Origin of the sequence: Tabrizicola sp. (genome assembly GCF_022842145.1) — a bacterium.
In the GTDB taxonomy this organism is placed as follows: Bacteria; Pseudomonadota; Alphaproteobacteria; order Rhodobacterales; family Rhodobacteraceae; genus Tabrizicola.
In genome coordinates this window covers 24,192-49,836 of sequence record NZ_JALHQD010000007.1, presented here as the reverse complement: position 1 = coordinate 49,836, position 25,645 = coordinate 24,192, and the positions used below count along the sequence as shown (strand labels likewise).

At 65.6% G+C, this 25,645-nt stretch carries 25 protein-coding genes; 9 read left to right on the top strand and 16 right to left on the bottom strand.

What is annotated here, in order from left to right; translation table 11 throughout:
* Window position 1: 1 nt before the first annotated feature.
* The 7 genes from Q0C42_RS15750 to Q0C42_RS15720 form a co-directional block, all read right to left on the bottom strand.
* Window positions 2-550, bottom strand: coding sequence for a nitrous oxide reductase accessory protein NosL (locus Q0C42_RS15750; RefSeq protein WP_295077931.1), 549 nt, complete (start codon window positions 548-550; stop codon window positions 2-4).
* Window positions 547-1,368 (bottom strand): ABC transporter permease subunit, encoded by an 822-nt coding sequence (locus tag Q0C42_RS15745; protein ID WP_295077929.1) that lies wholly within the window; start codon window positions 1,366-1,368, stop codon window positions 547-549. Before Q0C42_RS15745 ends, Q0C42_RS15750 begins: the two co-directional genes overlap by 4 nt.
* Window positions 1,365-2,261: an ABC transporter ATP-binding protein gene (locus tag Q0C42_RS15740; RefSeq protein WP_295077926.1), complete on the bottom strand. Its 897-nt coding sequence runs from the start codon at window positions 2,259-2,261 to the stop codon at window positions 1,365-1,367. Before Q0C42_RS15740 ends, Q0C42_RS15745 begins: the two co-directional genes overlap by 4 nt.
* Complete coding sequence (locus Q0C42_RS15735; RefSeq protein ID WP_295077923.1) at window positions 2,227-3,555, bottom strand: nitrous oxide reductase family maturation protein NosD; 1,329 nt, start codon at window positions 3,553-3,555, stop codon at window positions 2,227-2,229. The genes Q0C42_RS15740 and Q0C42_RS15735 overlap by 35 nt, the downstream gene beginning before the upstream one ends.
* The gene (nosZ, locus tag Q0C42_RS15730) at window positions 3,552-5,510 is read right to left on the bottom strand and encodes a TAT-dependent nitrous-oxide reductase (protein WP_295077920.1); all 1,959 of its coding nucleotides are present in this window, start codon (window positions 5,508-5,510) and stop codon (window positions 3,552-3,554) included. Before nosZ ends, Q0C42_RS15735 begins: the two co-directional genes overlap by 4 nt.
* Window positions 5,503-7,701, bottom strand: coding sequence for a NosR/NirI family protein (locus Q0C42_RS15725; RefSeq protein ID WP_295077917.1), 2,199 nt, complete (start codon window positions 7,699-7,701; stop codon window positions 5,503-5,505). Before Q0C42_RS15725 ends, nosZ begins: the two co-directional genes overlap by 8 nt.
* A 222-nt stretch (window positions 7,702-7,923) precedes the next feature.
* Complete coding sequence (locus Q0C42_RS15720) at window positions 7,924-8,682, bottom strand: DUF1013 domain-containing protein (RefSeq protein WP_295077914.1); 759 nt, start codon at window positions 8,680-8,682, stop codon at window positions 7,924-7,926.
* A 125-nt stretch (window positions 8,683-8,807) separates the two neighbouring features.
* Here Q0C42_RS15720 and Q0C42_RS15715 point away from each other — a divergent pair, with 125 nt between their 5' ends.
* Entirely contained in the window at window positions 8,808-9,446 is a 639-nt protein-coding gene (locus Q0C42_RS15715; RefSeq protein WP_295077911.1) for a ribonuclease T2, read from the top strand.
* A gap of 223 nt (window positions 9,447-9,669) precedes the next feature.
* Here the strand turns inward: Q0C42_RS15715 and Q0C42_RS15710 are convergent, their stop codons facing one another.
* On the bottom strand, window positions 9,670-10,662 hold the full coding sequence (locus Q0C42_RS15710; protein ID WP_295077908.1) for an NAD(P)H-quinone oxidoreductase: 993 nt from the start codon (window positions 10,660-10,662) through the stop codon (window positions 9,670-9,672).
* Window positions 10,663-10,676: 14 nt separating this feature from the next.
* Entirely contained in the window at window positions 10,677-11,351 is a 675-nt protein-coding gene (locus Q0C42_RS15705) for a COQ9 family protein (protein ID WP_295077906.1), read from the bottom strand.
* A gap of 100 nt (window positions 11,352-11,451) precedes the next feature.
* Between Q0C42_RS15705 and rpsU the strand changes: the two genes are divergently transcribed.
* Together rpsU and Q0C42_RS15695 are read left to right on the top strand one after the other, a co-directional pair.
* The gene (gene rpsU, locus Q0C42_RS15700) at window positions 11,452-11,658 is read left to right on the top strand and encodes a 30S ribosomal protein S21 (protein ID WP_008027119.1); all 207 of its coding nucleotides are present in this window, start codon (window positions 11,452-11,454) and stop codon (window positions 11,656-11,658) included.
* A gap of 269 nt (window positions 11,659-11,927) precedes the next feature.
* A complete protein-coding gene (locus Q0C42_RS15695; RefSeq protein WP_295077903.1) occupies window positions 11,928-12,530 on the top strand; it encodes a TetR/AcrR family transcriptional regulator in 603 nt (200 codons plus the stop codon).
* Here Q0C42_RS15695 and Q0C42_RS15690 read toward each other — a convergent pair.
* A complete protein-coding gene (locus tag Q0C42_RS15690; protein ID WP_295077900.1) occupies window positions 12,527-12,991 on the bottom strand; it encodes an Lrp/AsnC family transcriptional regulator in 465 nt (154 codons plus the stop codon). The two genes, Q0C42_RS15695 and Q0C42_RS15690, sit on opposite strands and share 4 nt — an antisense overlap.
* A gap of 140 nt (window positions 12,992-13,131) precedes the next feature.
* Between Q0C42_RS15690 and ald the strand changes: the two genes are divergently transcribed.
* Both ald and Q0C42_RS15680 read left to right on the top strand, forming a co-directional pair.
* On the top strand, window positions 13,132-14,250 hold the full coding sequence (ald, locus tag Q0C42_RS15685) for an alanine dehydrogenase (protein WP_295077898.1): 1,119 nt from the start codon (window positions 13,132-13,134) through the stop codon (window positions 14,248-14,250).
* A 55-nt stretch (window positions 14,251-14,305) separates the two neighbouring features.
* Complete coding sequence (locus Q0C42_RS15680; protein WP_295077895.1) at window positions 14,306-14,911, top strand: ferric reductase-like transmembrane domain-containing protein; 606 nt, start codon at window positions 14,306-14,308, stop codon at window positions 14,909-14,911.
* Between the two features lie 56 nt (window positions 14,912-14,967).
* On the opposite strand, the gene mscL is transcribed toward Q0C42_RS15680, so the two are convergent.
* Together mscL and Q0C42_RS15670 are read right to left on the bottom strand one after the other, a co-directional pair.
* The gene (gene mscL, locus Q0C42_RS15675) at window positions 14,968-15,345 is read right to left on the bottom strand and encodes a large conductance mechanosensitive channel protein MscL (RefSeq protein ID WP_295077892.1); all 378 of its coding nucleotides are present in this window, start codon (window positions 15,343-15,345) and stop codon (window positions 14,968-14,970) included.
* A gap of 155 nt (window positions 15,346-15,500) precedes the next feature.
* Window positions 15,501-16,448 (bottom strand): L-threonylcarbamoyladenylate synthase, encoded by a 948-nt coding sequence (locus Q0C42_RS15670; protein WP_295077890.1) that lies wholly within the window; start codon window positions 16,446-16,448, stop codon window positions 15,501-15,503.
* A 109-nt stretch (window positions 16,449-16,557) separates the two neighbouring features.
* Between Q0C42_RS15670 and Q0C42_RS15665 the strand changes: the two genes are divergently transcribed.
* On the top strand, window positions 16,558-18,261 hold the full coding sequence (locus Q0C42_RS15665) for an acyl-CoA dehydrogenase (protein WP_295077887.1): 1,704 nt from the start codon (window positions 16,558-16,560) through the stop codon (window positions 18,259-18,261).
* Between the two features lie 223 nt (window positions 18,262-18,484).
* Here the strand turns inward: Q0C42_RS15665 and Q0C42_RS15660 are convergent, their stop codons facing one another.
* Both Q0C42_RS15660 and Q0C42_RS15655 read right to left on the bottom strand, forming a co-directional pair.
* Window positions 18,485-19,240 (bottom strand): pyrroline-5-carboxylate reductase dimerization domain-containing protein, encoded by a 756-nt coding sequence (locus tag Q0C42_RS15660; RefSeq protein WP_295077884.1) that lies wholly within the window; start codon window positions 19,238-19,240, stop codon window positions 18,485-18,487.
* Window positions 19,237-20,559: an aspartate aminotransferase family protein gene (locus Q0C42_RS15655; RefSeq protein WP_295077881.1), complete on the bottom strand. Its 1,323-nt coding sequence runs from the start codon at window positions 20,557-20,559 to the stop codon at window positions 19,237-19,239. The genes Q0C42_RS15660 and Q0C42_RS15655 overlap by 4 nt, the downstream gene beginning before the upstream one ends.
* Window positions 20,560-20,628: 69 nt before the next feature.
* Between Q0C42_RS15655 and Q0C42_RS15650 the strand changes: the two genes are divergently transcribed.
* Complete coding sequence (locus tag Q0C42_RS15650; RefSeq protein WP_295077878.1) at window positions 20,629-21,225, top strand: XRE family transcriptional regulator; 597 nt, start codon at window positions 20,629-20,631, stop codon at window positions 21,223-21,225.
* Here Q0C42_RS15650 and Q0C42_RS15645 read toward each other — a convergent pair.
* Window positions 21,222-21,530 carry a transcriptional regulator gene (locus Q0C42_RS15645; RefSeq protein ID WP_295077876.1) on the bottom strand — a complete coding sequence of 103 codons (309 nt, stop codon included), beginning with the start codon at window positions 21,528-21,530 and terminating at the stop codon, window positions 21,222-21,224. The genes Q0C42_RS15650 and Q0C42_RS15645 overlap by 4 nt on opposite strands.
* A 1-nt stretch (window position 21,531) precedes the next feature.
* A complete protein-coding gene (locus Q0C42_RS15640) occupies window positions 21,532-22,509 on the bottom strand; it encodes a sodium-dependent bicarbonate transport family permease (protein ID WP_295077873.1) in 978 nt (325 codons plus the stop codon).
* Between the two features lie 139 nt (window positions 22,510-22,648).
* Between Q0C42_RS15640 and mutL the strand changes: the two genes are divergently transcribed.
* Complete coding sequence (gene mutL, locus Q0C42_RS15635) at window positions 22,649-24,484, top strand: DNA mismatch repair endonuclease MutL (protein ID WP_295077870.1); 1,836 nt, start codon at window positions 22,649-22,651, stop codon at window positions 24,482-24,484.
* A complete protein-coding gene (locus Q0C42_RS15630; RefSeq protein WP_295077867.1) occupies window positions 24,481-25,641 on the top strand; it encodes a DNA recombination protein RmuC in 1,161 nt (386 codons plus the stop codon). The genes mutL and Q0C42_RS15630 overlap by 4 nt, the downstream gene beginning before the upstream one ends.
* The last annotated feature ends 4 nt before the right edge of the window (window positions 25,642-25,645 follow it).

Genomic DNA, 25,645 nt, shown 5'->3' with positions numbered 1-25,645 from the left:
CTCAGCCTTCCGACAGGGATTTCAGGCGGCGCGCATAGTCGTCCTCGCCCTCGGGTTCGGCAGCATCGACCGTGGAGAGCGCAGGGTCGGGGATCGCCTCCAATCCCACCAGCGTGCCGCCATGCAGGGCGGCGAAAGCCTCCGCCTTGACTGCATCTGCAAAGGGAACCAGCTCCGGGGCTCCCATGCCGCCAATGGCGTCCGATCCGACGACATAGGTGGCCGTCTGCGCATCGATCCAGTTCGCCGCCCCAGGTTCGGCCCAGGTCGCGCCGCCGGCGCCCATGTCGCTGACATAGATTGCCAGCACCGGATTGCTCTGCTCGGGCAGGCGCAGATAAGTCACAAGGTCGCTGACCTGGCTGAAGAACAGCGGCGCTCCCGGCAGGCCGTCGAGGTGGACCTGACCCTTCGGGCCTTCGTGTTCAAGAAGGTTCATCTGGCAGAAATGGCCCAGCGTTTCGGCCGTCAGCGGCACCGGGTCGGTGTTCTGGGTGACGTCTTCCTGGCAGCCGGCCAGCATCAGGGCGAACAACAGGGTGCGTTTCATGGGGTGACCTTTCGGAAGGCGGCGGCGGCAAGCGCCAAGGCAGCAAGTGGCCAGAGAAGGACCGAGGCAAGCGATTGCCAAATCGGGATGGCGTCAGCCGCCCCGCCAACGCCTGCGGCGGCTGCGGTGGCACCAGAGGCGGTCAGGTTGAACAGCCGGAACGCGTCGGCAGGATTGGCAAGAAGGGCGACCGGGAAGGCGTCAGTGGTGAACCACCCGCCGTTGTCGGCGACGATAGCCGCCAGAAGTGCCAGATCGTACAGGACGACAAGGCCCAGCCAGAGACCGATGGCAAGCCCCGCCGCTCCGGAGGGACGCCGCGACAGGGACGACAGCGCATAGCCTGCGCCAAGAAAAGTGGCTCCTAGCAGGACCGAGGACCAGGATAGACGGAACAGGGACGGAAGCCCGGCCAGCGAGGTCTGGTCGGACCAGATCGCCACCCCGGCAGCAAGACCGTGACCCAGCAGGACCGCCAGCGTCAGGATCGCGAGATGGGCCACAAGCTTGCCCAGCAGGATTTCCCACCGCGCGATCGGGTAGGCGAGGAGAAGCGACAGCGTCCCCCGCTCCGTCTCACCGGCGATGGCGTCGAAGCTCATCAGAAGCGCGAGAAGCGGGATCAGATAGACCGACAGCGAGGTGAGCGACGCGACAGTGACCGACAGGCGGTCCACCCCCAGCCCGCCCGTGGGGGCGGACCCGGCCAGCGACAGGACCAGCGAAAAGACCGCCATCAGGACCATCGCGATGGCGACCCAGCGGTTGCGCAACGCAATGCGGAACTCGATGCGGGCGGTGGAAAGGATGCGGATCATTGCCCGGCTCCCTGGCTGAAGTGGGAGTAGAGGTCTTCCAGACTTGGCGGCAGCACCTCGATGTCCGAAACCTTGGTGCCAAGGCCGGTGATGCGACCCAGGGTTTCCAGCTTGTCGGATTGCGTGCAGGTCAGCGTCAGGCCCCCGTCCACCAGGATCGCTCCGGGCAGGGCGCGGGCGATGTCCGAGGCATAGCCGTTCCGCGCCGTGACATGCAGTGTCACCGGAAGGTCGGCGCGGCGGCGCAGGTCGGGAAGCGAGCCTTCGGCCACCAGTTGACCGCGGGAGAGGATGACGATGCGGTCGGTCCGCGCCTCGACTTCCGTCAGGGCATGGGACGACAGCAGGATCGACGCGCCGTGGGCGGCGAGGTCGTCAAGGAGCGCGTAGAACTCACGCCGGGAAACCGGATCAAGGCCAGAGGTCGGCTCGTCCAGGACCAGCAGGAGCGGGTGGCCGATCAGCGCCTGCGCTAGGCCGACACGCTGGCGCATGCCCTTGGAATAGGTGCCGATGCGGCGGCGGGCGGCTTGGCCAAGGCCGACTTTCTCCAGAAGCGGCATCGCCAGCGTCGAGGCCTCACCTCGCAGCGCGAGGTAGTGCTTGATCTGCTCCAGCCCCGTCAGCGCGGGGTGGAAGGCGGCGTTCTCCGGCAGATAGGCCACCGCGCGGCGGGCCGCCTGCGATCCGGGGGCCGCGTCGCAGATCGTGACCTCACCGCTTGTGGCGGGGATCAGGCCGAGAATGATCTTCATCAGCGTGGATTTCCCCGCGCCGTTGTGGCCGAGAAGCGCCACGCGTTCACCCGGTGCGACGGACAGGCTGACGCCGGTCAGCGCTGCGACCTCGCCGAAGCGCTTAGTGAGAGCCGAGATCGTCAGGGTCGATGTCATCGAATTGGCCTTGTGTCCAACGTCCGGCGACCTCGGCCTCGAAAGCCGCAATGTCGGTGGGGACGGGAATGGAAATGGGTTGCATCATGGGATGGCTGTCGGTCACGCCCCCCGGCAGGATCGCCGGGAACGAGGATTGCGACCAGCGCACCAGCTGCACGGCAGGCGAGCCGGTCAGAAGGCTCGCGGCGGGTTGCGACCAGAGGATGTGGTCCATCAGGTCGTTCGGGCGGTAGACCCCGTCGGCGATGCCGTCGCCGTTCAGATCAAAGGCGGGATGGTCGGACCAGAAGTTGCCCTTTCCCTCGAAGCTCCACTCCATGAAGCGGGTGCCGACGTATTTGACCTGCTCCTGATTGCCCAGAAACGCATTGCCGGTCAGCATGTTGCGTTCCGACCCGGCGGTGAAGTGGATGCCGATGCCGCAGCCTTCGAAGCGGTTGTTCGCGATCAGGTTCTTGTGGGCGTTGTAGATGAAGAGGCACTTCTTGGTGCCGCCGCGCACCAGATTTCCCGCCACATCCGCCCCGTTGGCGAAGTTCAGCATCACCCCATGTTCACGGTCGCCGAGCGAAAGGTTGTTGGTCAGCACCACCCGGTCGCTGAACATGATCGCAAAGCCAAGGTGATTGCCAATCGAGATGTTGCCCGAGACGGTGGAGTCGTGGGTGTACATGTAATGCACCGCGAAGCGCAGATCGCGAAACAGGTTGTCCCGGTAGGTTCCCTTCTTCGACGCGTTCGAGAAGATCCCGTCGCGGCCCCAGCGGACCGAGTTGCCCTCGACCACGGTGCCGGGGCTGTTCCAGACATAGATTCCGTTGCCGCGTTCATTCATCCGCTGGTTCCGGCGGCCCTCGATCACGTTGCGCAAAACTTGAGTGTCCAGCCCGCCATGCACGTCGATGCCGTGCATGTTGGCGGTCAGCCGGTTGCCCTCGATCCGCGCGCGGTCGGCGCCCTTGACGACCTTCACTCCCGCATCGATGTCTTGGTTCACCGTGCCCGAACCGGTGATGTGAAGCCCGGTCAGCACCACGTCGTCGCCGGTAATCGTGACCACGGTCCCCTGGCCTTGCCCATCGATGGTGGCTTGACCGTCGCCCTGCAAGGTCAGGGGCCGGTCGATGATGACGGGGCCAAGGTAGGCCCCCTCCGCCAGCACCAGCACATCGCCGGGGGTTGCCCCGGCGATGGCTGCGGAAAGCGTGCCCATGCCCGGACGGACATGCACTTCCTCGGCCCAGAGGGGCGTCGCAAGCAGCATGAGGGCGAGGGCACGCAGCATGGTCATGCTCCTGCCGGTTCCACGAACATCCGGCCGCGCATTTCCATATGAAGCGCGTGGCAGAACCACTGGCAGTAGTACCAGTAGACCCCGGCATTCGCAGCCGTGAAGGTGATGGAGGACGTCGCCTGCGGCCCCACTTCCATCGCCGCGCCGTGGTTGCCCATCGTGAAGCCGTGGGTCAGGTCGTCGATGTCGTCCAGGTTGGTGACGATCACCGTGACCTCGTCGCCTTCCTTCACCGTGAAGCTTTCCAGGGCAAAGCTTGGCGCCTGGCTGGACATGTAGACGCGGACCTTCTTCGGGTCGTCCTTGTCGCGGATCACCATGTCCTGCCAGTCGTCCAGGTTCACCCCGTCCGCCTCGGCCTGCTTGCGGGTTTCGGCCCACATCCGGTCCTGCCGGTTCCAGGCCGACAGCGGGTTCAGCTTCGACGCCGCCACCGCGATTGCATCGTGCGGCTCGGCGAAGTTCGGACCGTCATGGACGAGGATCATCTTGTCGCCCGAGATGTCGATCAGCTGGTCGTTCTCGGGCTTCAGGGGACCCACGTTCAGGAAGCGGTCCTTCGAGAACTTGCACAGGCAGACCAGCCAGTTGTTCTCCGCCTCCGAGGTCTCGCCCATCACGGTCTTCAGGTGACCGGGCTGGTAGTGGACGTCGATCTTGTCCTTGATCGGGTCCACCGCCTCACCAGCATAGGCCTTGATCGCATCCTCGATGTTCCACTTCACCACCTGGCTGTCCAGGAACAGCGACGTATAGGCGTTGCCGCGTCCGTCAAAGGCGGTGTGCAGCGGGCCAAGGCCAAGCTCGGGTTCGGCCACCACGACGCTGCGCGGATCGACCTCGCCGTCGAAGAGCGTGTCGAACTTCGTCACGTCCAGCACGGTAACAGTGGGCGACAGCTTGCCCCCGACGCAAAGGTGCTTCTTGTCCGGTGCCATGTTGCAGCCGTGCGGGTTGTTTGCGATCGGTACGTAGCGGGTGAACTGGCTTTTCGCGTCCTTCCGGCCGTCCAGCACGCGGACACCGTTCAATTCCTGCCCTTCGCCAGCCGCGACAGCCGCTTCGATGGCCGCGATGTTGAAGATGACCACGTGGTCCATCTCGGAAGCGGTCATGTCCGCCAGCGTCATGCCCATTTCCGAGTTGTAGGAGGTCGAGAAAGCCCACTTCCCTTCATAATCCGCATCACAGTTGTCAAGGTTGCCCGACACCATAACCTGCCAGGCGGGCAGCATCGCCTCGGCATCAACCGCGGTGAAGATGTTCACATAGGTCGACACGTCCTGCATCGTGGTGCCGTCGTTCACCAGCGGCGCCTCGTCCTCGCCGTTGCAGAAGACGTACTTGGTGTTCGGAGCCTTCTGCGGCCGCATTCCGTGGATCGCCTTGGCGTTCGGGATCTCCAGGATCGCGTCGGTCTTCATCACGTCGCAGCGCACGCGGGCGACGCGGGTGTTCGCCTTGTCGTTCATGAACAGGTACTTGCCGTCATACTTGCCGTCGGTGAACGACATGTGGACGTGGTGAAGGTCGCCGTTGTCGTGGACCTTCTTGCCATTGGCGGCGAGGTGCTTCTTGGTCTTTTCGCTCATCGTGCGCTGGTGGATGCGGAGCGATTCATTCGTCTCGCCCCAGCCGGTGGCCGAGCAGCGGTTGAAGACCGGAACCCGCATCAATTCGCGCATCGACGGGATGCCAAGGATGCGCATCTCGCCGGTCTGGCCCGAAGACCAGAAGCCGTAATGCGTGTCCAACTGGCCGGGCGGGACGTTGTAGCCTTCGCTGGCGGCCTGGGCCTGTGCCGCGGTGGAGCCAAGCGCCAAGGCACCAAGGCCAGCGCCGGTGCCAAGCGCCAGGCGCCCGCCGCCGATGGCCCCGGCAAGGGCTGCTCCGCCCGCCGTGGCTCCCAGAAGGCCGCGGCGCGAGATTCCGGAGGTGGGTCGTTCAGACATGATCTGTCCCTTCATTCAGCAGGTTGCGGTTGGTATGGTTCGGGTGACCCGCAAGGTCGCGGGGAGAAGAAGCGGCGGCCGTTTCGCGCCGCTTCAGTTTCTTGATGACGACCGGGCATTTCACCGGCGACCGGTACAGGACCTGGCAGTGCAGGCAGTCGATGCACTCGTTCGGGTTGATCTCGCCCGTCGGGTGGATCGCCTGAACCGGGCATTCGATGGCGCAGGTCTGGCAAGGGTTGCCACACTCCCGGTACCGCTTCAGCCAGTCGAACATGCGGATGCGGGCCGGGATGGCGAGGCCGGCGCCCAGCGGGCAAAGGTAACGGCAGTAGAACCGCTCGACGAAGAGACCGGCGACCAGAAGCGCAACCGCATAAGCGACGAAGGGCCAGGCGCGGACGAACTTCAGGATGATGGCGGTCTTGAAGGGCTCGACCTCGGCCAACCGTTCGGCCTGCTCGATGCTGACCAGACTTGCTCCGAACAGCCCGAGGAAGATCATGTACTTGATCGGCCACAGCCGTTCGTGCAGGCCCCAGGGCAGGGTCCACTGCGGGACGCGAAGCTTGCGGGCGATCTGGTTTGACAGCTCTTGCAGCGCACCAAAGGGGCAAAGCCAGCCGCAATAGGCCCCCCGGCCCCAGAAGATCAGCGCAGCCGCCACGCTGAACCACAGGATGAAGGTCAGCGGGTCCAGAAGGAACGCCTGCCAGGAAAAGCCCGAGGTCAGCGCGCCGAACAGCGCCATCAGGTTCACGACCGACAACTGCGCGTTGGCGTACCAGCCCAGAAATACCAGCGTCACGGTCAGGAAGCCCATGCGGAACCAGTAGAAATGCCGCTCGTTCCGGGTGGCGAAGCCCTGGAAGAAGAAGACCAGTGTCAGGACGGCAAGCATCGCGCCGGTGACCGCAATCTCCACCTGCTTGTCCCGCCAGATCCGCTGCCACAGCGCCTGATGCGCGGCGGTTTCCTCCTGCGCGGCGACTGCTTCGGCGGCGCCGGTGTCTTCGGCGGCGACCGGAACCGCAACCGGGCGGAGGTACTTCTCGGGCAACTGGTAGCCAAGATCGAAGGTGGTGAAGAGCTTTTCGATCGGTCCAACCTCACGGTGGACCAGAAGCTGGATGCGGAACGGTCGGGTCGGGTCAAAACCCACATCCGCCGGGATCCTGAACAAGTCCGCCTCGCTGAAGCCCGGCGCACCTTCAGCCTGCACTCCGACCAGCCGCTTGTGCATCTTGTCGCGGAACCGGACCGAGATATCGTCCTGGATCAGCACGATCCGGTCGAATATCCCGCCCCGGACATAGCCCGAGCCCTTGAAGCTGTAGAGCCCGCGACCCACCACGACGATGGCGTGCTCTCCCGGTTTCAGCCAGGAGCGCAAGTTGTCGGCCTCTGCTTCTCCCAGGATCGCCTTGCCGATGGCGGGGTGCGAAACAAGCGCCGTCTGCATCTCGATAAAGGTCGTTTCGGGCGGTTCTGTCAGCGCCCGCGCGATTGCGCGCGGATCACCCAGCGCCGCAAAGGCCGCGTTCACCTGACCCACATCGACCGACAGACGGCGGAGCGTCCCGTCACCTTCCAGCGTCATCCAGTCCGGGGCAGCGGTCGCATCGGGATTGAGTTCAAACGCCGGACCGGTTGGCGCCGTGTCCGGGGCCAAACCGCCCAGCCCCAACGCCCGCGCAACCTTCAACCCCGAACGCACGATGGAATCGTCAATCACCATCACCGTGACCGTCGCCCCGGAAATGATGTCCAGATCGTGCGATTCGCCCCCCGACCGGGCTTCCGCCACCAGATCGACCCCGATGTAGCCCTGGGCAAGCGCATCGATCTTGGCTTGCGGGATGCCGATCAGGACGATGGGCTCGGAATGCTTGACAAGCTTCACCCCGATGATCGTCGCGTCCTTGTCCACGGCGACCATCGTGTGGATCGGCTTACCGGAATAGCCGGTGGTCGACACGAAATCGCTGGTGATGAAGGCCCAGCCGATGGTCTCGCCGCCTTTCAGGACCGGGACGACCGGGACATCCTCGCGAACCGGACCGAAGCCCTCGGCACCGGTGACCAGGTCCGCTGCTGAAACCTTGTCAAGCAGGCCGGAAAGGGCGGACTGCGCCAGCGCGGGCAGCGGCATCAGAAGCGCGCTTAGAAAGAATAGCAGCCGGGCGAACATGGGGGGACTTTCGGTGTGTAGACACCTCTTGCCGGTTATGGGACTTGCCAGCCTTGACCAAACTCAAGTCGCTGAAGAAAGTTCCATCGCCAGACTCCTGAAAACGTGTGCCGGCCGCCAAACGGGGCGGCGCTTCCCGTCACTCAATCACCGCGCATCAAAGAAAAAGCCCGGCCGCACTGGATGCGACCGGGCTCATGAATGAAAAAAGCGGGCCTTGGATCAGCGGCGACGCTCGTCCTCGTCCTCGTCATCGTCAAGACTGCCGGCTGGCAGGTTGAAGAAACTGTCGGCGTCCGAGAAATCAGAGGCCGGGCTGTCATCCTTCTCCTCGTCGCCAAAGACTTCCAGACCCGACAGCCCGGAGGGCGTGCGCGCATCCGGGGCCATGCCCAAGGACTGCTCGGTCGACACCAGCTTGCGCCGCTCATCATCGGACATCACGACGCCGTCGGCAGCCTTCTTGCGCGCAGCGGCCTGGACGGCCGTATCCAGCTCGGTCTGCTTGCACAGCCCCAGCGCCACCGGATCGATCGGCTGGATCGAACCGATGTTCCAGTGCGTCCGCTCACGGATGGACTGGATCGTCGGCTTGGTGGTGCCCACCAGCTTGCCGATCGCGCCATCCGACAGTTCCGGATGGAACTTGACCAGCCACAGGATTGCGGCGGGGCGGTCCTGACGCTTGGACAGCGGCGTATACCGCGGGCCACGGCGCTTTTCTTCGCCCACGGCGGCGGCATTGAACTTCAGCTTCATGCGGTACAGTGGATCGGCCTGGGCGCGGGTGATCTCGACCGGGTCAAGCTGGTTGTTCGCGACGGGATCAAATCCCTTGACCCCGGTGGCCACGTCGCCGTCGGCAATCCCCTGGACTTCAAGCTCGTGCATCCCGCAGAAATCGGCGATCTGGGCAAAGCTGAGCGTCGTGTTGTCCACCAGCCAGACGGCAGTGGCCTTGGCCATAAGCGGTTTCGACATCGGATCTCTCCTTTACAAACCTGTCCCGTGCCGGGAAAACGGCTGCGGGCCTGGCCCGCGAGTTCCACGATTTCGGGGAATTCACGCGCTCGTATAGGGCCGAATTGCGCGAAGGGGAAGCGAAAATGCGCCTGTTCCTGTTGGCCGTCGCGGCTTTGTGCTGGTCCGGCGCTGCCAGAGCCGAGGGAGAGCGCGCCGGGGACTTCGACTATTTTGTCCTGTCGCTGTCCTGGTCATCGGCCTGGTGCGCACTGGAAGGCGACGCCCGCGACGACCTGCAGTGCGATGACGGACGTGGACTGACCTTCGTCCTGCACGGTCTCTGGCCGCAGTACGAGGACGGCTGGCCCTCCTACTGTCGAACGACCGAGCGCGATCCGACCCGCGCGGAAACTGCCGCGATGGCCGACATCATGGGCGGGGCCGGTCCCGCGTTCTATCAGTGGAAGAAACATGGCCGCTGCGCAGGACTGTCGGCGGCCAACTATTTCCGCACGGCGCGTGCAGCCTATGACCGAGTCACGGTTCCGGGCTTTCTTTCCGAAGTCTCCCGCCGGCTTCAGGTGCCCGCAGAGGTGATCGAGGCGGCCTTTCTCGAAGCCAATCCCGATCTTGCGCGCGACCAGATCACCATCACCTGCAAGGAAGGGCTGATCCAGGAAGCGCGGATCTGCCTGACGCCGGATCTTGATTTCCGCCGCTGTGGCGAGGATGTCCTTCGGGACTGCCAACTGCAGGACGCAGTCCTGGAGCCGGTTCGCTGATGGGCGGTCGGCGGGACCGGATCCGAACCGCATGCTGCGAGAGGTTTTTGGGGAAAAGGTTGTCGTGCAATCTTCGGGTCCCAGAGCCGCTGGGGTCTTCTCCGGGAATAAAATCCTAATCAAAAATCTCCGACCCGCCTGACCTGACTTACCTTACGTCAAGCTTACGCGCGCGTGAAGCCTCGGTTCCCGCGACGGGGCGTCGAAGCAGGTAAGGTATTCCTTACGGATTGACCTTCAGCACGATCTTTCCGACGTGACCGCCAGATTCGATGCGCCAATGTGCTGCGGGCGCGTCGGGCAGACCATATTCGCTGTCCATCACCACTTTGACGGCACCGCGTTCGATCATGGGCCAGACGTTTTCCTCGACCGCTTTGGCGATCTTTGCCTTGGCCAGGTCCGACTGCGGCCGCAACGTGGACCCGGTCAGGACAAGTCGCCGCGTCATCAGTTCCGCCAGGTTCAGCGTCACCTTGGCACCCTGCAGAAAGGCGATCTGGACCAGCCGTCCACCATCGGCCAGCGCCTTGAAGTTCCGCTCGATGTAGGGTCCGCCGACCATGTCCAGGATCAGGTTCGCCCCGCCGAATGCCTTCATCTCGGTGACAAAGTCAGCTTCCCGGTAGTTGAAGGCCGCCTCTGCCCCCAGATCGACGCAGACCTGGCACTTCTCGTCACTTCCCGCCGTGGCGAAGACCCGAGCGCCCAAAGCATACGCAATCTGGATTGCCGTCGTGCCGATGCCGCTGGTCCCGCCGTGCACCAGGAACCGCTCACCCCCCCGCAAGCCCCCGCGCATCACCACGTTGGACCAGACCGTGAAGCAGGTTTCCGGCAGGCAGGCGGCTTCCTTCAGCGACAGGCCCTTGGGGATCGGCAGGGCGTGAGCCTCGGGCGTCGCCACGTACTCGGCGTATCCACCACCCGGCAGCAGCGCGCAGACCTGGTCGCCGATCTTCCAGCGCGTGACACCCGGCCCCACCTCGACCACCGTCCCCGAACACTCCAACCCCGGCAGGGGCGAGGCCGAGGGCGGCGGCGCATAGGCCCCGGCCCGCTGCAGGGCGTCGGGACGGTTCACCCCGGCATAGGCGACGCGGATGATGATCTGGCCGTGGCCCGGCACCGGCACCGGAACCGAGGTCGGTTGCAGCACATCCGGCCCCCCGGGGGACGAAATCTCGATGGCAAGCATGCTGTGCGACAGGGTCATCTTCGGTCCTTCGTCTATCCGCGGGTCCGGCCGGGCAGGTCATCCGGCAGTTTTGGCGCGCGAATGGTTTCAAAAAGCTTGCCGGGTCCCGCCGCCCAGGCCTTTCCGAAGGGATTTTCCCGGAAACTGGCCTTCAGCTTCTCGACCTGCATCACCTGGTCGATGCGGCGGTCCAGGAAATTCCAGGTGTCCTGCGCCTCGGACGAATCGTCGCCCAGCCAGTACAGCACCGTGGCCCCATAGACAGCGGACAGCGTGGCGCGCTTGGTGTACCAGTTCAGATCCTCCGAGCTGTCGCCCAGGGCAGTCCAGATCCGGTCCGCCGTCTGCCAGATGGCCCGTGCGCCATCCGCCGCATGCATCGGCAGCGAGAACAGCGTCGTTCCCCGCCGCACCAGTTCGCGGTCGGCACCTTCCAGGCGCAAGCGGACCGCCAGCGCGATCCGGTCACGGAAGCGCAGCGCGGACAGGTTGCGCGACGCAAGGGCTTCGGCCATCTGATCATCGCCACGCTGGTGATAGGCCAGGGCCAGATCCACGCCACCACGCGGGAACAGTGATCGGGCAAGCGCCGGTGTCACGCCAGCCTCGGCGATGGCCGCCGCCAACGTGCGTTCGGACCAGCCGTCGAACGGAACATGCGACAGTGCCGCGTCCAGCACGCGCGCCTTGATCGGGTCCTCGGACATGGCGTTCTCCTCTTGGTAGACAAGCCGGTGTCGCTTTGATATAGCGCCCCAGCCTGCACATCATAGTGCAACTCTAGCTTAGGAAGGTGGTGACAACCACATGCAGGTCAGCGTCCGCGACAACAACGTCGAACAGGCTCTCCGTGCTCTGAAGAAAAAACTTCAGCGTGAAGGCGTGTTTCGCGAAATGAAGCTCAAGCAACATTTCGAGAAGCCCTCCGTCAAGAAAGCACGCGAACAAGCCGAAGCCGTGCGCCGTGCAAGGAAACTTGCGCGGAAGAAGCTTCAGCGCGAAGGCGGTCTCTAAGACGTCTCAAGCGACACTGGGGAAGCGATTCCCATCCCGATCAACCCCCGTCCGCGAGGCCGGGGGTTTTTCTTTGCCCTTCTGGTGCCGTTTGGCGTCCGTTCGGGGCGCCGCCAACCGCTTCCAAAAAAGGCGCTCGATAACCCTAGATTGTGTGGCGACATTGTGGCGGCCCCATGGTGCAACTTGGGCGAGCATCAACAATCTATTTCCAATTGTTGCCACATTTAACAGTTTTCTGCCGCAATTAGAGGCCCTAGCGTTGGCTCATGATCGAGCTTCGCAAACACCCCCGCCAAGACCGCTCCCGTGCAAAAGTGAACGGGATCCTCGCCGCCGCAGCCGACCTCTGCTCGGGTCGAGGGCTGGATGCGCTGACGACGAACGCCGTCGCCGCGCGGGCCGGGGTCTCGATCGGGTCGCTGTATCAGTACTTCCCCGGCAAGCACGCGCTTCTGGCAGCGCTGATCCGGGCCGAAAGGGCAAACCTGCTGGAAGCTGTCGAACGCATCGTGTCTTCGGACGCCGCACACAGCCTGACCAACCTGGTGGATGAACTGATCGAAGCGACTGTCGAGCATTACCTGGCCCGGCCCTCGCTGTCCCGGACACTGAACCTGGCGCGCAGCCAGATGCCGCCGGACCCGGAAGCCTCAGAGTTCTCGGCCCGGATCACCGTGCTGATCGCCGCCCGTCTGGACGAGCTGAAGATCCAGCGTCCAGAAACCACGGCCCAGGACCTGCTTGCGATCCTGCGCGGCATGATCGACGCCGCGAGCGAGGCGCATGAGGCTGACCGTGGTGCCCTGACCGACCGCACCCGCCGCGCGGTGATGGGCTATCTGCAGGGCTATCAGCAGGCGGCTGCCTAAACCGCCAGCGCCGTCGTCTTCACCACCGTCCGCAGCGCAAAGCTGGACTGCATCTGCCGCACGCCCGGCAGGCGACTCAGGAATTGCCGGTGGATGCGGGCGAAGTCCTCGGTATCCTCGGCCATCAGCTTCAGCAGATAGTCCGCTGTTCCCGCCATCAGGTGACACTCCAAGAGGTCCGGCACCTTGGCCACCTCGCGCTCGAAGGCGTCCAGCAGGTCCTCCGCCTGGCTTTGCAGCGTGATCTCCACGAAAACCGTGGTCATCCGCCCCATCTTGCGCGCGTCAAGCAGCGCGACGTAGCCCGCGATATACCCGTCCTCCTCCAGCCGCTGCACCCGCCGGTGACAGGCCGAGGGAGACAGGTTCACCGCCTCGGACAGTTCCGCATTGGTGATCCGACCGTTCTTCTGCAACACGGTCAGGATGCGGCGGTCGGTGGCGTCAAGGTCAAGGGTCATGAAAGATTCTGCGGTCTCTTGGTGATTTCACCGCAGAATCTACGCCTATCCGTGGCCAGCGCCAATCAGAATTCAAAGCATCGCCACGAAATCGGATCAGGATTGCTTCCACAGGGACCAGGTCCCACAGGGAGAGAACCATGAAAATCGGATGCCCCAAAGAGATCAAGCCGCAGGAGTTCCGCGTCGGCATGACGCCGGACGCTGCCCGCGAGGCGGTGGCCCACGGCCATGAGGTGATGATCGAAACCAAGGCCGGGATGGGTGCCGGCTTTTCCGACGCCGACTATGTCGCCGCCGGGGCCCGCATCGTCGACACGGCCGAAGAGGTCTTCGCCAAGGCCGACATGATCGTCAAGGTCAAGGAACCGCAGGCCGTCGAACGCAAGCGCCTGCGTGAGGGGCAGGTCCTGTTCACCTACCTCCACCTCGCCCCCGATCCAGACCAGACCCACGACCTTCTCGCAAGCGGAGCGACCTGCATCGCCTACGAGACAGTGACCGACGACCGTGGCGGCCTGCCCCTTCTGGCCCCGATGTCCGAGGTTGCGGGCCGTCTTTCTCCGCAAGTCGGCGCCTGGACGTTGCAAAAGGCCAACGGCGGGCGCGGTGTGCTGCTGGGCGGTGTTCCGGGTGTGCTTCCGGCCAAGGTGCTGGTCATCGGCGGTGGTGTCGTCGGAACCCACGCCGCCAAGGTCGCCGCCGGGATGGGCGCGGATGTCACGGTCATCGACCGTTCAGTCAACCGCCTGCGCTATCTGGACGACGTCTTCGGCCGCGAGTTCAAGAACGCCTACGCCTCGGCTGGCAACACCATCTCTCTGGCGCGCGAGGCCGACCTGATCATCGGCGCAGTCCTGATTCCCGGCGCGGCGGCCCCCAAGCTGATCTCCCGCGCCCAGTTGAAGGAGCTGAAACCCGGCGCGGCCCTCGTCGACGTCGCCATCGACCAGGGCGGCTGCTTCGAGACCTCCCGCGCCACCACCCACCAGGACCCGATCTACGAGGTCGACGGGATCATGCACTACTGCGTCGCCAACATGCCCGGCGCAGTGGCCCGCACGTCGACCCAGGCCCTGGGGAACGCCACGATGCCCTTCATGCTGGCCTTGGCCGACAAGGGCTGGAAGCAGGCTTGCGCCGACGACAAGCACCTGCTCAACGGCCTGAACGTCCATGCCGGGAAGCTGACCTACGCCGCCGTTGGCGTGGCACTTGGCTTGCCGGTGATCCCGGCTGCGGACGCCCTGTCGCTCTGACGCGACGGAAGCGCTGCACCGCGGCGTATGTGGGGCACCAGTCAACAGGTGCCCCATGACAATCCTTGGCTACAAACCCTCGACCCTGATCCTTTGGGTCGTGCTGTCCATCCCCGCGCTTCCAGCCCTGCCCTCTCTCTTCGGTGATGACCCCGAGGCTTTCCACCGGCTTCTCCACCCCACCGGCGAATGGGCCGCCCGCTTCATGATCATCGGGATGATGGCATCGGGACTGATGCTGCTGTTCAAGGGCCGACAGTGGCCGCGCTGGCTGGTGCATCACCGTCGCGACATCGAGATGGCAGCCTTCTTGTACGCCCTTGCCCATACCGTGATCTATGTCATCGACCGCGGCACTCTGGACCGCATCGTCGAGACCCTGCCGCATACCGAAATCTGGACCGGCTGGCTGGCGATGGTGCTGTTCGTGCCGCTCGCCATCACCTCGAACAACGCGGCGCAACGCTGGCTGCATACGGGCTGGAAGACCCTGCAACGCTGGGCCTATCCCGCCGCCGTCCTGGTGCTGATCCACTGGGCCGCGCTGCACAATTGGGGCAGCTGGCCCCCGGCTGCGGTGCACTTCGGCCCGCTGATCGCACTTTGGGCCTACCGTCTTTGGTACTGGTATCTGCGTCCGCGTGCGCCGCTGCCTGCTTGAATGGAAACGGCCCGCAGGATCGCTCCCGCGGGCCGTCTTCCAGAACATTTCGGGACTTACTTGGCTTTCAGCGCGGCCAGGATTTCCTTCAGCAGGTCGTTGTCCGACGGGCCAGCGGGCGCGGCCGGAGCTTCTTCCTTCTTCGGCATCATCCGGTTCACGGCCTTCACGATCAGGAACACCACCCAAGCCACGATCACGAACTTGATGATCGCGGTGATGAAGTTGCCGTACATGAATTGCGCGTCGCCCAGACCGGCGCTCAGCCCGCTGAAGTCCACGCCGCCGACGATGAGGCCGATCAACGGGTTGATCAGGTCATCGACAAGCGAGGTGACGATCGCCGTGAAGGCGGCACCGATGACGACACCGACGGCAAGATCAAGCACGTTGCCGCGCGCTATGAAAGCTTTGAATTCGTTAAACATTTCCACAGTTCCCTTGGTTTTCCCGGCTTGGCTGGCGGGTTTTCTCTTTACTCAGGCTCTCAGGCCCGGGCAAACTATTGCACAGGTGAACCGAAAATTAACGGGGAATTTCCCCGTTACACATCCATGCCGGGCCGGTGTGACGTTGGGGTTTCGGTTGGCTAAACGCCGCGTGGTGCGGCCGCCCGCCGCAGCCGGTCATTGATCGCGCGGCCCAGGCCCGTCTCGGAAACCGGCGCAAAGGCGATGCGCCCCCCCGGACCAGCCAGCTTGTCCGCCTCGCGCAGCATCTGGAAAAGGGCCGCCGCCGCTTCGACCAGATCGCCCGTCCGGGACAGCGTCAGCGCGCCCTGCACCGGACCAAAGCCCACCAGCACCTCGCCATCCCGCGCCTCGGTCGCGCCAAGCCGCAAGGTGGCCTCGGGCGCGTAGTGCGAGGCCAACTGACCCGGCGAGGTCGGCTTGCCCGCATCGCCTCCCACCGCCAGGGGCTGTCCCAAAGCCGCCTCCAGCGCCTCCACCGGCAGACCGCCGGGCCGCAGCAGAACGGGCTCGGGATCAGCCAACACGATGGTTGACTCCAGCCCCACGGCACAGGGTCCGCCATCCAGCACCGCGGCGATCCGTCCGGCCAGCCCCTCCAGCACATGGCCCGCGCGGGTCGGAGACACCCGCCCCGACGGGTTCGCCGAGGGGGCCGCCAAGGGGCCGCCGAACGCCCGCAAAAGCCGCTGCGCCAGGGGATGTGCCGGGACGCGCACCGCGCCCGTCGTCAGTCCCGCCGTTACCAGCGGCGAAATCCCTGAGCCGTCCTTCAGGGGCAGGACCAGCGTCAGCGGCCCCGGCCAGAATGCCTGCGCCAGCATCCGCGCCTTCGGTCCGACGTGCGCGATCCTTTCCACGGCCACCAGATCAGGCAGATGCACAATCAGCGGATTGAAGCTTGGCCGCCCCTTCGCCTCGTAGATCCCCGCCACAGCCCTGCCGTTCCGCGCATCCCCGCCCAGCCCGTAGACCGTCTCGGTCGGGAAAGCGACCAGCTCTCCCGCCGCCAGAAGCCGCGCGGCTTCGGCAATCCCGGCGTCGTCCGAGGCAAGAGTCAGGGTCATGGTGACGCAGCGTCCAACTTGATGGGTTCGGCGAATGGAATAGCCTTGCGACGGGCCGTCCATAAGCCAGCCCCCCCGTTTTGCCAAGCTTTGACCGAAAGAGGTCCCGATGCCCTACCGCGCACCCGTCAAGGATATCCGTTTCATCCTGGATCATGTGGTGGGCTTCGCCGATGTCGCGGCAACCGAACGTTTTGCCACTGCGACCCCCGATCTTGCCGAGGCAATCCTGGCCGAAGCGGGGCGCCTCTCGACAGACGTCCTCGCACCGTTGAACCGGGTCGGCGACCAGAACCCCGCCCGGCTGGAGAACGGCGTGGTCGTCTCGCCCCCCGGCTTTGCCGACGGCTACCGCGCGATTGCGCAGGGCGGTTGGGTCGGCATGGCCGCCAGCCCGGCGTTCGGCGGCATGGGCCTGCCGATCTCGCTTTCGCTGGGCGTCGACGAGATGATGTCCGCTGCCTGTCTTGCCTTGCAACTGAAACCCCTTCTGACAAAGGGTCAGATCGAGGCGCTGGAACACCATGCTTCGGACAAGTTGAAGGCGCTTTACCTGCCCCGGCTCACCTCGGGCGAGTGGTCGGGCACCATGAACCTGACCGAACCCCACGCGGGCTCGGACGTGGGTGCCTTGCGGACCAGGGCTGTGCCGAATGGTGACGGCACCTTCGCGATCACCGGGCAGAAGATCTTCATCACCTGGGGCGACAGCGACCTCACCCCCAATGTCTGCCACCTGGTCCTGGCCCGCCTGCCGGACGGGGCCGAGGGGACGAGGGGGATCAGCCTCTTCATGGTGCCGAAGTTCATCCCCGATGCTTCCGGGCGGCTTGGGGACCGCAACGGCCTTCGGGCCGTCAGCCTGGAGCACAAGCTGGGCATCCACGGCAGCCCGACCTGCGTGATGGAGTTCACCGGCGCGACCGGATGGCTGGTCGGCGCGCCACACAAGGGCATGGCCGCGATGTTCACGATGATGAACAACGCCCGGCTTTCCGTCGCCGCGCAGGGGGTGGGGATTGCCGAGGCCGCGCTCCAGCACGCGCTTACCTATGCCGAGGGGCGGCATCAGGGGCCGACTCCGCTGTCGGCGGACGGACCGATCCTGGATCACGCCGACGTCCGCCGGATGCTGGCGATGGCACGGGCCGAGGTCTTCGCCGCCCGCGCGATCTCGCTGGCCTGCGCCAAGGCGATCGACATGGCCACGGCGACCGGCAGCCCGGACTGGCAGGCCCGCGCGGCGCTGCTGACCCCCATCGCCAAGGCCTACGGCACCGATGTCGCCTGCGAGGTGGCAGGGGTCGGGGTGCAGATCCACGGCGGCATGGGCTTCGTCGAGGAGACGGGGGCGGCCCAGTACCTGCGCGACGCCCGCATCCTGCCGATCTATGAGGGGACGAACGGCATCCAGGCGATGGACCTGGTGGGCCGGAAGCTGGCCGACGGCGGCGATGCCGCGTTTCGGCTGATCGACGAGGTCCAGCGCGGGGCCGAGGCTGGCCGCACCCGGCTGCCGGATCTGGCAGGCGAGGTCTGGGCCGCCGCCGAGGCGCTGCGGGACGGGACCGAGGCGATGGTTGCCCTCCCTCTCAACGACCGTTTCGCCGGGGCGGTACCCTACCTGAGGGCCTTCGCGCTGGTCCTGGGCGGGCAGGTCCACCTGATGGCAACACTGGCCGATCCGGGGCGGGAGGCGCTCGCCCGGGTGATGATCCGGCGGCTCTTGCCCCAGTTGGGCGGGCTGCTGGCCCAGGCAAAGGAAGGGGCGGCGGGGCTGTACGAGGTGGGGACAGGGGACCTCGCCGCCTGATCCGCCACGCGTAGCGCCCCGCGACAGGCCATATATTTCAATATCATGGCTGCGGACGTTAGGGATTTGGCAACATTTGTCCGGTTCCGTGGCAGACCGTACCCGTCACCCGCTGGCGGTGGGATAGGTCATGCTATCGTGGACTTCTGCAATCCTCGTGCAGGATCTTCCGACGAGAAGACGAAGTCGCACGAGGAGGGATCCCGGTCAGTCGACGACTGGTCTAACCGCCGATCCGGCGCAGGACGCGGATCAGGGCCTCATCCCAGGCCGACAATGCCCCCCGCTCGTTCAGGGTCGAAACCAGAAGCTCCGAGATGCCCCCCGGGGTGATGACCTCGCGCTGGATCTCGGGAAGGCCGCGATCTTCCGACAGAAGCACCTCGGCATTGCCGCGCAGGGTTGCGGCGACAAGGGCGCGGGCGGTGCCGGGCGGAAGGCCCTGGGATTCGTACCAGGCGATCGCCTGCGCCATGAAGGCGAAACTGGCGCCCGAGAAGGCGCCGAAGGTGGCGGCGGTGGTGAAGCCCGCCTCATCGTCGAAGGTCTGGACCCGGCCAGTGGCAGCCAGGAACGGTCGCCAGAAGCTGTCGTCGGGATACAGGATCGACGGCCCGACCCCCAGCGCATTGGCATAGCCCGGCATCATGCTGACCGCCGCGCGGGCCGGACCGATCACCGATTGCAGCTTGGCCAGTCCCGTCCCCGCCATCGCCGACAGCACCGGCTGGCCGGGACGGAAGGCCAGTTGCGCCAGTTCCGAAGCACCCGTGGCTGCGGGAAGCGAGACGAAGACTCCGTCCGCCGCATCGACGACAGCCTGGTTCGACGCCGCGACCTCACAGCCATGCTCCGCCGCCAGTCGGGCCGCGACCTCGGCATTTCGGGGCGACAGGATCAGGCGATACCCAGCCCCCTGCATCCCCCGGACCATCAGCGCCGCCAGCCCGCCGACCCCGAGGATGCCGATGGTGATCACGCCATTTCCTCCAGCACCTCGGCCATCGCCTTGGCGGTGGTGTCGATGTCGGCCTCGGTATGGACGATCGAGGACAGCGAATGCAGCGTGGCCGAGGGGTTCATGTAGATGCCCTTGTCCATCAGCCGCAGGGCGAAATCGCGGAACTTCATGCGGTCGACATGGGTGCAGAAGTCGCGGTAATCGGCGATCTCGGCCTTGTCGGTGAAGAAGATCTGGAACATGGAATTCACCCCCTGCACCACGATCCCGTGCCGGTTCGAGGTGCGCGCCACCTGACGGACGCTGTCAGCCATCTTGAGGCCGAGGTCCTTGATCTTCGCGAACCCCGCCTGATCGTCGGCAAGCATCGTCTCCAGCATCACCTTGGTCACATGCAGCGCCAGACGGCCAGCATTATGGGTGCCAAAGTGCAGCACCTTGCCCCATTCAAGGCCCGCCATCACATCCGCCCGCCCGCCGATCATCGCCATCGGCAGACCGCCCCCCAGCGCCTTGCCGTAGGTCACGATGTCGGGCGTCAGGCCATAGAGTTCCGCGCAGCCCCCCGCCGCCAGACGGAAGCCGGTGACGGTCTCGTCCAAATAGAACAGCGCCCCGTGCTTCTGGCACAGTTCCTGCATCCGGTTCAGGTAGCCGGGTTTCGGGGGGATGACGCCCATGTTGGACATCACCCCTTCGGTCACCACGCAAGCCGCCTGATCGCCATGCAGCGCCATCGCGCGCTCCAGCGCCTCCACGTCGTTCCAGCGCACGACGATGGTGTCCTTCCAGGCTTCCTCCGGGATGCCGGACGAGTCGGGAATGCGGATCGGGTCGTTCGGGTGGCCCAAGAGGGTAGGCGGATAAGGGTTGGTGTTGATCAGCACCGAATCCCACCAGCCGTGATAGTGGCCTTCGAACTTGATGATCTTGCGTCGCCCCGTGTGGCCTCGCGCCAACCGGAAGGCGGCCATCGCGGCTTCGGTCCCCGTGTTGGCAAAGCGGACCTTGTCCACGTGGGGCAGAAGCGCCACCAGCATCTCGGCCACCTCGACCTCGACCTCCAGCGCCGTGGCGAAGTGGGTGCCACGGGCAGCCTCGCGGGCGATGGTTTCGACCACTTTCGGGTGGGCGTGGCCCAGCGGCAAGGCGCCAAAGGCCATCATCCAGTCGATGTATTCGCGCCCGTCCACGTCATACAGCCGTGACCCCGCCCCGTGGCTCATGTAGCGCGGCGCGCCGCCAAAGGTCGCCGGGCCGCGCGAGGCCGAGGAGACGCCCTCGACCAGCACCTTCATGCCCCGCTCGAACAGGCTTTGCGATTTCGGTCCGGCCATCTGGTGCCCCATTGTGATTGCTGCGCCGATTGTTATTATCGGAACATCCTGCCGTCAATTGGAACATGCATGGCCCCGCTCACCGACCGCCCCCGCGCCGCCGAACCACACCAGGAGCTCGCCCAGCGTATCAAGCGCTGGCGCGAGGCGCGGGGCTGGAACCAGCAGGCGCTGGCGGATCGGGCGGGATTTGCGCGGTCGACGCTGTCGAAGATCGAGAACGGGCTGTTGTCCCCCACCTTCGAGATCCTTTTGAAGCTGGCGCAAGGGTTTGGTTGCACCCTGTCCGATCTGGTGCGGGCCGAGCCGGTGGCGCTTGTCGGACGCTTGGTGGTGGAGCGGGGGACGCCGGGGGTCGGGATCGACAATCCCAACACGCGGCTCTGGCCGCTGGGAGCGGACCTGCGCGGGCGGCCGTTCCAGTCGATGCTGGTGGAATTCACCCAAGGCGACCTTGCAGGGTTCGGGGACTGGAACCGGCACGAGACGGACGACATGCTGCATGTCCTGTCGGGGGTGCTGGTCCTGCACACCGAGGGCTATGCCCCCGTCACCCTGCACCCCGGCGACACTGTGCATTTCGACGGGACCATGCCGCACGCCTGCCTGCGTGGCGGGACCGAGACCGAGACCTGCCGCTGCCTCTACGTCTTCGCGCCGCGCTAGAAGCGTTCGGCGCGGAGGACCTCGGCATCCGTCACGCCGATCACACCGATATGGCGGTCGACGACGGTGAAGGCGGCCTCCAGCAGCGTGTCCAGCTTTTCCGGTCGCACAAGGCAGACAACGGCGACCATGCCGCTGCGGCCGACCTGGCCTTCGCGCGTCCAGCGGCCGGAGCGGCCCGATCCGCCGAGGACTGGAAGGACGGTGAACCCTGTCACACCGGCCTTCTCCAACGCCTGGGTCAGGCGGCCCTCCATCGGGGCTTCGATGATGATCTCGACCCGTTTCGCCTTGTGCGTCTGCATGTCAGCCCCCCACTGCCGTTGCCACGGCCACCCAGGCCGGAATACCGATCACCAGATTGAACGGGAAAGTCACGCCCAGCGAAAGGGTCAGGTAGATCGACGGGTTCGCATCCGGCAAAGCCACCCGCATCGCGGCGGGCACGGCGATGTAGCTCGCGGACCCCGAAAGGATCATCATCAGAGCGACGCCCCCGGTCGACAGTCCCAGCAGCAGCCCCGCCGCCAAACCGAACGCGGCGCCAACCACCGGCATCAGCAGGCCAAAGCCCAGCACCCCCGCCGTCAGGACGCCCTTGGCATTGCGCATCCCGCGGCCCGCAACCAGCCCCATGTCCAGAAGGAACAGGCACAGCACCCCCTGGAAGGGTGCGACGATGAATGCCTCGATCCGCTGCATGCCCTGGTCCCCGGTGACAAGGCCGATCAGGAAGGACCCGACCAGAAGGACGATGGAGCCGTTCAGCAGGATCTCGCGCCAAAGGTCGGCGTCCATCTTCTCGGCCCGGCCACCGGACCGCGACGCCAGATACAGCGCCGAGATGATCGCCGGGGCCTCCATCGCGGCGGCGACGGCGACCATGTAGCCCTCGGCCACCAGCCCCGCGGATTGGATGACCGAGGACCCGGTGACGAAGGTCACGATCGAGATCGACCCGTAATGCGCAGCGACGGCGGCGGCGTCGGTGGGCGACAGGCGGGTCATCCCTTTCAGAAGGCCAAAGGCCACGAAGGGAATGATGAAGGACAGGATCACCCCGGCCACCAGGGCCGCGATCAGCGTGGCGTCCAGCCCGTGGTCGGCCACCGCGACCCCACCCTTGAAGCCGATGGAGAATAGAAGGTAGATCGACATCCCCTTCGCCACCGCCTCTGGGATCGTCAACTCGCTGCGGGCCAGCGCGGCGAAAAGCCCCAGCGCAAAGCACAGGATCATCGGCGTCAGAAGATTGGCGCTGGCCAGCGCCAGGATGTCCTGCATGTCCGTCCCCCTTTGGTGCTTCTGACGCTGAACCCGGTCTTTCCTTCCGTATGACGCAAGCCACGCAAAGCGCAAGATGGAAGCCGCCAGTCCGGTTTCGTTCTTCCCCGACTCATGCGCGCCTGCTACAGATAGCGGCATGACGCTTCACACCCCCAAGATAACGGGCGCACAAGGCCGTCCGGTGATCCGGCAACTGGACGAGGCCGCGATCAATCGCATTGCGGCGGGTGAGGTCGTGGAACGTCCGGCTTCGGCCGTGAAGGAACTGGTCGAGAACGCCCTGGACGCCGGTGCCGCGCGTATCCAGGTCGATATCGCCGATGGTGGCAAGACGCTGATCCGGGTGACGGACGACGGCTGCGGCATGACGCCGGAAGACCTGCCCTTGGCCCTGTCGCGGCATGCAACGTCCAAGATCGACGGGTCGGACTTGCTGGACATCCGCAGCTTCGGCTTCCGGGGAGAGGCGCTGCCCAGCCTGGGTGCGGTGGGCCGTCTGACCATCACGTCCCGGGCCGAGGGCGAAGCCGCGCAGATCGCCTGCGAGGGAAGCCGGATGTCCCCGGTCAAGCCTGCCGCGCTGACCCGTGGCACGGTCGTCGAACTCCGCGACCTGTTCTTCGCCACGCCTGCGCGGCTGAAATTCCTGCGGTCGGACCGGGCCGAGTTGCAAGCCGTTACGGAAGTGATCCGCCGCTTGGCGATGGCCGAACCGCTGGTCGGGTTCACCCTGCGCGACGTGACGGGCGGCGAGGCGCGCACCCTCTTCCGCGCCGATCCGGCCAGTGGCGACCTGTTCGACGCTTTGCAAAGCCGCCTTGCCTCCGTCATCGGCCGCGATTTCACCGACAACGCCCTGCGCATCGACGCCGAACGCGAAGGGCTGCGGCTGCAAGGCTATGCCGCGCTGCCGACCTACTCTCGCGGGTCCTCCACCCAGCAATATCTCTTCGTGAATGGCCGCCCCGTGCTGGACCGGATGCTCTACGGAGCCCTCCGCGCCGCCTATTTCGACGTCCTCTCCCGCGACCGCCACCCGGCTGCCGTCCTGAACCTGATCGCCGACCCCCAGCGCGTTGACGTCAACGTCCACCCGGCGAAGGCCGAGGTCCGCTTCCGGGAACCCGACGCCGCGCGCAGCCTTATCATCACCGCGCTGAAATCCGCGCTCACCGGCGCCGGCCACCGTGCCTCCTCCACCGTCGGGGCTGCCACACTGGACGCCTTCCGCCCCGAACCGGCGCGCGTCTACCAGATGGATCGCCCCAGCCCCGCCAGCTTTGCCCGCGCCTTCGCCTTCCAGGCCCCAGAGGCCTTCACCGGCTTTGCCGAGGCCCCTCAGGCCGCCGCCTTCGCACCGCCCCGCGAGGAGAAGGCGCAGCTGCACGACGAGCACCCGCTTGGCGCCGCCCGCGCGCAACTTCATGAAAACTACATCGTCGCCCAGACGGCCACCGGCATCGTCCTTGTCGACCAGCACGCCGCGCACGAACGTCTCGTCTACGAACGCCTGAAGCGCCAGCAGGCGGAAACCGGCATCCGCGCCCAGGCTCTGCTGATCCCCGAGATCGTGGAACTCTCTCCCACCGACGCGGCCCGCCTTCTGGATGCGGCCCCGGCCTTGGCCGAAGTCGGACTTGGCATCGAACCCTTCGGCGGCAATGCCGTTGCCATCCGGGAAACCCCTGCGATCCTTGGCCCGGTCAACGGCGCGGCCCTGATCCGCGACATCCTGGATGAACTCGTCGACAGCGGCGACAGCCAGCTGGTGCGCGCCAAGATCGACGGCATCCTCAGCCGCATGGCCTGCCACGGCTCGGTCCGGTCCGGCCGCCAGATGCGCCCCGAGGAAATGAACGCCCTCCTGCGCGAGATGGAGGCGACGCCCTTGTCCGGCCAGTGCAACCACGGCCGACCGACTTATGTGGAACTCAGCCTCCACGACATCGAACGGCTGTTCGGCCGCCGATGATCACGCTGTTCGGCCAGACCTATCAGTGGAACGACCCCGAGATCCTGCTTCTCGGTGCGGTCGCCTTTATCCTGCTCGCGCTCCTTGTCCTGATCCTGCGCAGCGTCAACCGGTCGGCCACGGCGGCGGAACCCCTGATGCGGGAAATCGGCTGGCTCTCCAGCCGGTTGCAGCAGTTGGGCGACGGGCAGGAACGGCTGTCGGGGGGTCTGCACCATGTCAGCGAAACCCAGGCGGTCAGCCAGACCGCGATGCTTCAGGTGATGGAACAGCGCCTTGCCGAAGTGCAGCGCCAGATGACCGAAGCCTTGCACGGCACCTCGACCCGCACGGCGCGGTCCTTGGGCGAGTTGCAGACAAGGTTGGAGACGATCGACAAGGCGCAGGCCAATATCGAAAAGCTGTCGGGCAACGTCCTGTCGTTGCAGGACATCCTGTCGAACAAGCAGACGCGTGGGGCCTTCGGGGAAATCCAGCTGCATGACATCGTGCAGAAGGCCCTGCCGAAAGACGCCTACACGATGCAGGCCACCCTTTCGAACGGCAAGCGGGCGGACTGCCTGATCCACCTGCCGAACCCGCCCGGCCCCATCGTGATCGACGCCAAGTTCCCGCTGGAGGCTTACGAGGCGCTTCGTCGTGCTGACACCCCGCGTCTCCTGCAAGAGGCGGCGCAGCTGATGCGCACCGCCGTCCGCACCCATATCCGCGCGATTAGTGACAAATACATCCTTGAGGGCGAGACAGCCGACGGCGCGCTGATGTTTCTCCCCTCAGAGGCGGTCTATGCCGAGCTTCACGCCAACTTCCCCGACCTCGTGCGCGAGGGGTTCTCGGCCAAGGTCTGGATCGTTTCGCCCACCACCTGCATGGCGACACTGAACACCATGCGCGCGGTGCTGAAGGACGCAAGGATGCGCGAACAGGCGGGCGCGATCCGCAAGGAACTGGCGCTCCTGTACGGCGACGTCGAGCGGCTGGGGACAAGGGTCGAAAGTCTGGACCGCCACTTCGGCCAGGCGGCAAAGGACATCGAGGACATCAAGATTTCCTCGGAAAAGGCCGGCAAGCGCGCCCGCCGGCTGGACAACTTCGACTTCGAGGAACTGGCGCCCGACACCCCCGCCAAGGTGATCGGCCCCACCGCCGCCGAGTGACGCC